Here is a 7610-nt window from a genome sequence, read left to right on the forward strand (position 1 = left end):
CTATTAAAAAAATAAAAAAAAACTACATGATAAAATATGTATCATGTAGTTTTCCTAAGTTGGCTTTAACCACATTTTTATTGTACTCTCACAATTTGTTTTATTTAAAGCAATTACTTTAAATTATTTCGGCGTTTATACCGGCTTCTAGTAATTGTGTACATTGCATTTTTAATTTATCATACGGACCGGTTTTTACGGTACATTTTCCGTTGTAGTGAACAATCAATGAGCATTGTTCTGCTTGTTCTGGAGTGTGATCACAAACTCTTATTAAGGTTTCTATAACGTGGTCAAAAGTATTTACATCATCATTGTAAACTACAATTTCATTATTAAATGCAATAGATTCTTTTACACTTACTCGCTCTCTTACTTTTTCTTTTGTACTCATCTTAATGTTTTTAAATTATTAAAAAAACCGAATGAATTATTTGGTGTACTTTAAAGAAACCCAATTATTTCTTTGAAATTTCTTGATGTATTTTAAACCATTTTCTTGGCAGGAAGCATCAATAAAGGGGATGTCTTCTTCATAAAAACCACTTAGCAACAAAGTTCCGTTTGTGTTTAAACTCTTAACATACGCACTCATGTCATTAAGTAAAATGTTACGGTTGATATTTGCAATTATTAAATCGTAGTTTTTACCTTCAAGTAATGCAGCTTCACCTTCATAAACGGTAATATGAGTACAATTATTGCGTTCTGCATTTTCTATTGAGTTAAGATAACACCAGTTGTCTATATCAATGGCATCAATCGGTTGAGCTCCTTTCATTTCGGCAAGAATGGCAAGAATGGCAGTACCACAACCCATGTCAAGTGTTTTTAAACCCCTAACATCCATCTCTAGTAAGTGCTGAATCATCATGTGTGTCGTCTCATGGTGACCGGTTCCAAAACTCATTTTCGGTTCTATAATGATATCGTATTCTGCATCGGTTTTTGGATGAAAAGGCGCTCTTACATGGCATTTTCCATCGACATCAATAGGATCAAAGTTTTTTTCCCATTCTTCATTCCAGTTTACTTGCTCAATTTCTTCAAAAGTGTAATCAATTGTAAACTCCTCAGATTGCAGTATTTGAATGTCATCTAATATCATTTCGTCCCATAAATCCTTTTGAACAAAAGCTGAAATTCCATTTTCAGTTTCAGTAAAACTTTCAAATGCTTTTTCGCCTAATTCAGCAATGAGTATTTCAGACCCAATTTCTTTCGGGCTAATTGTAAAATGATATCCAATATATATGTTTGACATGATAGTTTTTTTACAAAGGTAAGAATCACACACTAATTGGCATTTGTAATTTAAAAATTATTTTACATTTGTACATTAAACATTGTTTTATAATGAAAAAACTTATTTTACTACTATTCCTTATGACTGGAGTAGTTGTCTTTGCTCAAGTTTCAATACAACAAAACAAGCAGGATAATGATTTAAAATTATCTGCTTTGCCATATTATAGTTTTGGAAAAGGTATTGGTATCACTTCTCCTGATAGTTTATTTCAAATGAATATTCGTTTTAGAATACAAAACAGAGTATCCTACATAAATAATGAAGATGAACCAGCAGGATACGACGGTCAAATACGCAGGTTGAGATTGCGTTTTGATGGATATGTGGGTTCACCAAAGTTTTTATATGCCGTTCAGCTTTCATTTGCTCCTGGTGATGTAGGTGAAATCAAAGATGGAGAAAATCTAAATATAATAAGAGATGCTGTTGTTTTTTATAGACCTAACAAAAATTGGAATTTAAGTTTTGGACAAACTAAACTGCCTGGGAACAGACAACGTGTAAACTCATCAGGGGGATTACAACTTACAGATAGGTCAATTAATAATACTAAGTTTACTATTGATAGGGATTTTGGTTTTCAGGTACACAACTTGAATGAGTTTCAAAATAGTTTTTCATACAATTTTAAAGGAGCGTTATCTACTGGTGAAGGTAGAAATATAACTGGAAATGCTGACTCAGGTATTGCAGTTACAACTAAAGTTGAGTTGTTTCCTTTTGGAGCCTTTTCAAGAGATGGTACTTATTTTGAGGGCGACATTGTGCGTGAACAAAAACCTAAATTTATGTTGTCTGGCGCTTTTCAGCAAAATAATAATGCAAAACGTACACAGGGTCAATTAGGAAATGATTTATTTCAAGAAAGAACAATGAAATCCGTTTTGATTGATGCAATGTTTAAGTACAACGGGTGGGCTGCAATGTCTAGCTATATGTCACGTTCAACATCAAAAAATGCAATTACTATCAACCCATTAGATAATTCTCAAGTGAGTTATGCTTTTGTAGGTGAAGGATTTGATTATCAATTGAGTTATAATTTTCCATCAAATTATGAATTCATAGGCCGTTTCTCTAATCAAAAAGTGGGTGATGATATTAAAACTTTAGCTCCTAATGCCAAACAATACAGTATCGGTGTGACTAAGTATATTTGGGAACATGCTTTTAAAGTACAAAGTGAACTCACTTTTGATACACTTCATTATTATAATGGAGACAAAAGAAACAATTGGTTTTTGCGCTTTCAAATAGAAATTGGAATATAAAAAAAGCGGTGCATCTAGAATGTACCGCTTTTAGTTTAAGATTATATGGATTTATATTGCATTTACAATTGCAACAAAATCATCAGCTTTTAATGCTGCTCCTCCTATTAATCCACCATCAACATCTGGCTTTGAGAATATTTCAACAGCATTGTCTGGTTTTACGCTACCACCGTAAAGTATAGATACATTGTCAGCAATATCATTTCCAAAAGATTTTCTTACGGTTTCTCTTATGAATTCGTGCATTTCTTGTGCTTGATCTGGAGAGGCTGTTTCTCCAGTTCCAATTGCCCAAACGGGTTCATAAGCCAAAACAATTTTGTCCCAATCTTTTGCTTCAATGTGAAACAATCCATCACGCAATTGATTTTCTACTATGTTGAAATGGTTTCCAGTTTGTCTGTCTTTTAATTCTTCGCCAAAGCAGAATAAAACAGTCATTTCATGTCTTAAAGCAGTATCCACTTTTGCAGCAATCACAGCGTCAGTTTCGTGAAACATAGCTCTTCTTTCTGAATGCCCCAAGATGACATTTGTAACACCCACACTTTTCAACATATCTGCCGAAATTTCTCCTGTAAATGCACCGCCCTCTGCTGCATGAAGATTTTGAGCTGCAACTTCAATATTGGTAAACTCTAAGTGATCCACTGCTGATGCTAGGTTAACAAATGTAGGTGCAACCATAACATGTGCATTTGTTTCAGTTGGTAACTTTGCAATTAACTCGTTCAATAAATCCTCAGTTTGTTCTGCATTTTTATGCATTTTCCAATTTCCAGCTACAATTTTTTTTCTCATGGTACGGTTTTCTTATAAATTTATAATGCTAAAAGCATTTTGATTGTTATTTTTTTAAACTTTTTAAAGTTTCATTTATTTTTTCAAAATCTGTCTCTATAGCGCGGTACAAAACAATTTTTCCATTTTTGTCCACTATAATGTATCTCGGAATCCAGTCAACATCAACTTCTTTAGCAAATACACCTTTCATTTGGTCATTAGCCATGTAATGATCTCCTTTAAGTTGATGTTTTTCAATGCCTTCTTTCCATTTGTCTGCAGTTTTATCCATTGATATAAACACATAATCAACATCTTGATTATTGGCTTGAAGCTCTTTTAATTTTGGCATTGCTTTTACACAGTCACCGCACCATGAAGCCCATACTTCTATTACAAGTGTTTTTCCTTTGTGTTTTTTTAGAATGTTTTTGAATGCTACTTGACTGCCATTAGTTGCTAGCAATGTTTCGGTCAATGCTTTCTTTGTGAATTCAGTTTTTTGAGCATTTGTAGTGCAAGAAAAGGTTGAAAATACTACTAATAAAGCTATTATTTTTTTCATTTTTATATTTGTTTTAAACAAAGTTAATCAAAGAATTTGAAAGCTGTAGTCCTAAAAATAGAATTTGATGTCATTTTTCGAAATTAATACTACAATATCGATATAGTTTAAGATCGTACAATTATTTTGATGTATCGCTATTTCAGAATGAGAGCTTGAAGCAAAAAAAAACTCGATGGAAAAACCAACGAGCCTTAATTTTTTAGTGTATCTACTATTAGATTACTACAACTTGGACTGCAATTAATCCTTTTTTTCCATTTTCTAATTCAAATTCTACTGTATCACCTTCGCGAATTTGATCGACTACGCCAGAAATGTGTACAAAATGATCTGTTCCTGAACCTTCTTCAGTAATGAATCCGAACCCTTTAGCTTCATTGAAGAATTTAACTACTCCTTTACTCATGTTTTTGTTTTTTTATTAATAAAGAATAAAATTACAATTAAAATTGATAGTAACTCTATTTAAAGTTGTAAAGATTATAAATGCTTTATAATAATGTAGTATTTCTTCAAATAGTTACAAAAACAAAAAAGTCTTAAAGGGTATTTACTTTAAGACTTTTTTCTTGAAACATAGTATGAAATTATAATTTTAATTGATCAATATCATTATGATGAACTTTTTGAGTGACAGTTCCTTTATCTAGAATTATGATACTTGGATTTGCTCTTTCAATGGTTTTAACCGTAATTGCATCACAAAAATAAAAGTCAAATGTAAAATTGAATTTTTTCTTGGCAGACTCTAGTTTTTCCGGAGTAGAGGCAGTTAAACCAACTACTTTATATCCTTTGGTTACAGCTTGTTGTTTTAGTTTTTCTACTTTTTGCATCCCAGTTGCGTCGGCTAAATCTAAGTCATACGCTGTAATCATGATGAGTTTTGGTTCTTGAAGAAATTCATCCTTATAATCAGCGTCTTCTTTTTCCATTGTAAAATCATGAATAGGAGATACGTACCCTTCAGAAATTACTTTGTCTTTACGATCCACAAAAACAGCACCCTCAGGAATTGACATTAAATCTTTTTCGGTAAATTCTTTTTCTACACCACCCACTTTGTAAATGAATATCATTTCAACAACTGATTTTTGAGCACCATCAGGAATTCGCATTCCTTTTTGAATGTTATTCCCTACTTTGTAAGGTCTAAAATCAATTATTGGTAAATGGTTAAGTACCCAATAACCCATGAAGCAACAAGCTAAGATGCTCAATATAAAAATAGCGTTTTGAAGAATTCCAGGAAACAATGGTTTTACTAGTTTTTTGTTGAAAAACAAGACAAGTATAAAGAACAATAATACAATGTCTTTAGTGAAGGATTGCCAAGGGGTTAGTTTTAAAGCATCGCCAAAACAACCACAATCTTTAACCACATTAAAATAAGCGGAGTAAAAGGTTAAAAAGGTAAACAAAACAATTAGTATAAGTAAACTCCAAATTGTAAATTTAGATTTGTAACCAATGAGTAACATGATTCCTAAAACCACCTCTAGAATCACAAGGAATAATGCAAGTGATAATGAAAGCGGTATAAAAATAGGCATATTAAAAACAGGTTCGCTAAAATATTCCGCTAGTTTGTATGAAAACCCTACAGGATCGTTGAGTTTTATCAATCCTGAAATAATGAACAGGATTCCAACAAAAATTCTTGAAAATTGAGTTATTATATTTTTCATATTGAGTACTTAGTAGTTCTTATTTATTTCCAAAACCCATTAAAATTAAGGCAAAAACAGCATAATTTATCATGTCTTGATAATTAGCATCTATCCCTTCAGAGACTAATGTTTTTCCTTTATTGTCTTCAATTTGCTTCACGCGAAGTAATTTTTGTAAAATCAAATCAGTAAGAGAACTTACGCGCATTTCACGCCATGCTTCTCCATAATCATGATTTTTATCCTCCATGAGTTTTTTAGTCAATTCAATTTTAGCATCGTATAATTGAGTAGCATGTGTCACTTCTAAATCGGGTTGATCTACCACTCCAAGCTCTAGTTGAATCAAAGCCATGATGGAGTAGTTTATAATTCCTATAAATTCACCAGTTTCATCTTCATCAATTTTACGAACTTCATTTTCTTGTAAACTTCTAATTCTTTGGGCCTTGATGTAAATTTGATCTGTTAACGAAGGAAGTCTAAGTATGCGCCAAGCACAACCGTAATCTTTCATTTTGTTAACAAATAAGGTTCTACAAATGGTAATAACCCCGTCATATTCTTTTGAAGTATTCTTCATTATTGATGTATATTTGTATTCAAATTTTTTCAAAAGTAAAGAATTAAGATTGAAGTACAAAGTACAAATATGCTTAACCACACATAGAGTATTATCCTTGAATGCAAATGATGTTTGTATTTGCACTTTTATCTATAAACAAACACTGAAAACCACAAGATGACTATAAATTGCAAAGGATTACTTACTGACTTGTCAACGCCCAAAGTAATGGGAGTTTTGAATGTAACACCTAATTCTTTTTTTGATGGTGGAAAATATAAAAATGAATCAGATATTCTTTCTCAAGTTGAGAAAATGCGAATTGACGGTGCAACTTTTATAGATATTGGAGCGTATTCAAGTAAACCAAATGCTGAATTTGTTTCGGAAAAGGAAGAAATTTCTAGAGTTGTGCCTGTTGTAGATTTGGTTCTAAAACATTTTCCAGATACAATTCTTTCCATAGATACTTTTAGAAGCGAAGTTGCTCGGGCCACACTTGAGAATGGCGCAGCCCTAATAAACGATATTTCCGCAGGGAATTTAGATACTAAAATGCTTGAAACCATCGCTAAGTATAACGTTCCTTATATAATGATGCACATGCGGGGAAATCCTCAAACTATGGAAACACTCACGGACTATGACGATATTGTAAAAGAAATGATGTTTTATTTTTCTGAAAAATTAGCATTTGCAAGAAGTTTGGGGATTAATGATATAATTGTTGATCCAGGTTTTGGCTTTGCCAAAACTACGGCTCAAAACTTTGAAGTTTTTAGTAAATTAGAATTATTTTCTAGTTTAAATGTCCCCGTTTTAGCTGGGGTATCAAGAAAATCTATGATTTATAAATCATTAAATTGTTCAGCTCAGGATGCACTCAATGGCACAACTGTTATGAATACTTTGGCATTGACCAAGGGTGCCAAAATTCTACGTGTACACGATGTTAAAGAAGCTATGGAATGTGTGACTTTGTACAACAAACTTAATTCATAAAAGATGAAATATTTTATAGTTATTGCATTATTTGTGTTGGTTTCATGCGGAAAACAAGAGGAGGTTTTGTTACCGAAGTCTAATTTGACTATTGTTAAGGATGTAAAGGATTTATCACCTATTTATATTTTTTTTGAGACAAAGGGCATAGATACACTGGCAGTAGTGAATAGAAAAAACAGTATTATTTCGACTAATTGGATTTTAAATGTGGATAAACGCTTGCCGCTACGACTTGTAATCCCAGAAATAATAAAATTGCAGCAAAAAAAGCGAGAAGATAAAGCACACAAGAATGAAAAGGCCGAAAATTATTATTCCTATGCAGATACGATCGGTAAAAATCTAGCTTTTATTCCTTTTACCAATGTGTATTATAAAACGGAAAAACCAATTGGAACCATCATATTTATCAATAAGAATAATGAGATTTTAATTG

At 32.0% G+C, this 7610-nt stretch carries 10 protein-coding genes; 3 read left to right on the forward strand and 7 right to left on the reverse strand.

Annotated features, from left to right (window positions below):
- Positions 1-118: 118 nt before the first annotated feature.
- A complete protein-coding gene (locus FPG59_RS11920; RefSeq protein ID WP_086454819.1) occupies positions 119-394 on the reverse strand; it encodes an ATP-dependent Clp protease adaptor ClpS in 276 nt (91 codons plus the stop codon).
- Positions 395-430: 36 nt separating this feature from the next.
- A complete protein-coding gene (prmA, locus tag FPG59_RS11925) occupies positions 431-1264 on the reverse strand; it encodes a 50S ribosomal protein L11 methyltransferase (RefSeq protein ID WP_086454820.1) in 834 nt (277 codons plus the stop codon).
- Between the two features lie 92 nt (positions 1265-1356).
- Here prmA and FPG59_RS11930 point away from each other — a divergent pair, with 92 nt between their 5' ends.
- Positions 1357-2580, forward strand: coding sequence for a porin (locus tag FPG59_RS11930; protein ID WP_086454821.1), 1224 nt, complete (start codon positions 1357-1359; stop codon positions 2578-2580).
- Positions 2581-2631: 51 nt separating this feature from the next.
- Here the strand turns inward: FPG59_RS11930 and tpiA are convergent, their stop codons facing one another.
- The 5 genes from tpiA to FPG59_RS11955 all read right to left on the reverse strand — a co-directional run bounded on the left by tpiA (position 2632) and on the right by FPG59_RS11955 (position 6187).
- Positions 2632-3384 carry a triose-phosphate isomerase gene (gene tpiA, locus FPG59_RS11935; RefSeq protein WP_086454822.1) on the reverse strand — a complete coding sequence of 251 codons (753 nt, stop codon included), beginning with the start codon at positions 3382-3384 and terminating at the stop codon, positions 2632-2634.
- Positions 3385-3430: 46 nt separating this feature from the next.
- The gene (locus FPG59_RS11940; protein WP_086454823.1) at positions 3431-3931 is read right to left on the reverse strand and encodes a TlpA disulfide reductase family protein; all 501 of its coding nucleotides are present in this window, start codon (positions 3929-3931) and stop codon (positions 3431-3433) included.
- Between the two features lie 217 nt (positions 3932-4148).
- Positions 4149-4340 (reverse strand): cold-shock protein, encoded by a 192-nt coding sequence (locus FPG59_RS11945; RefSeq protein WP_086454824.1) that lies wholly within the window; start codon positions 4338-4340, stop codon positions 4149-4151.
- Positions 4341-4521: 181 nt separating this feature from the next.
- Positions 4522-5622: a BT_3928 family protein gene (locus tag FPG59_RS11950; protein ID WP_086454825.1), complete on the reverse strand. Its 1101-nt coding sequence runs from the start codon at positions 5620-5622 to the stop codon at positions 4522-4524.
- A 19-nt stretch (positions 5623-5641) separates the two neighbouring features.
- Positions 5642-6187: a DUF1599 domain-containing protein gene (locus FPG59_RS11955; protein WP_086454826.1), complete on the reverse strand. Its 546-nt coding sequence runs from the start codon at positions 6185-6187 to the stop codon at positions 5642-5644.
- 159 nt (positions 6188-6346) lie between these two features.
- On the opposite strand from FPG59_RS11955, the gene folP reads away from it, so the two are divergent.
- Positions 6347-7171: a dihydropteroate synthase gene (folP, locus tag FPG59_RS11960; protein WP_086454827.1), complete on the forward strand. Its 825-nt coding sequence runs from the start codon at positions 6347-6349 to the stop codon at positions 7169-7171.
- A 3-nt stretch (positions 7172-7174) separates the two neighbouring features.
- Positions 7175-7610 (forward strand): hypothetical protein (locus FPG59_RS11965; RefSeq protein WP_086454828.1); only part of this gene is annotated, 436 nt, incomplete at its 3' end.

This window comes from Flavobacterium sp. FPG59 (assembly GCF_002150205.1).
In the GTDB taxonomy this organism is placed as follows: domain Bacteria; phylum Bacteroidota; class Bacteroidia; order Flavobacteriales; family Flavobacteriaceae; genus Flavobacterium.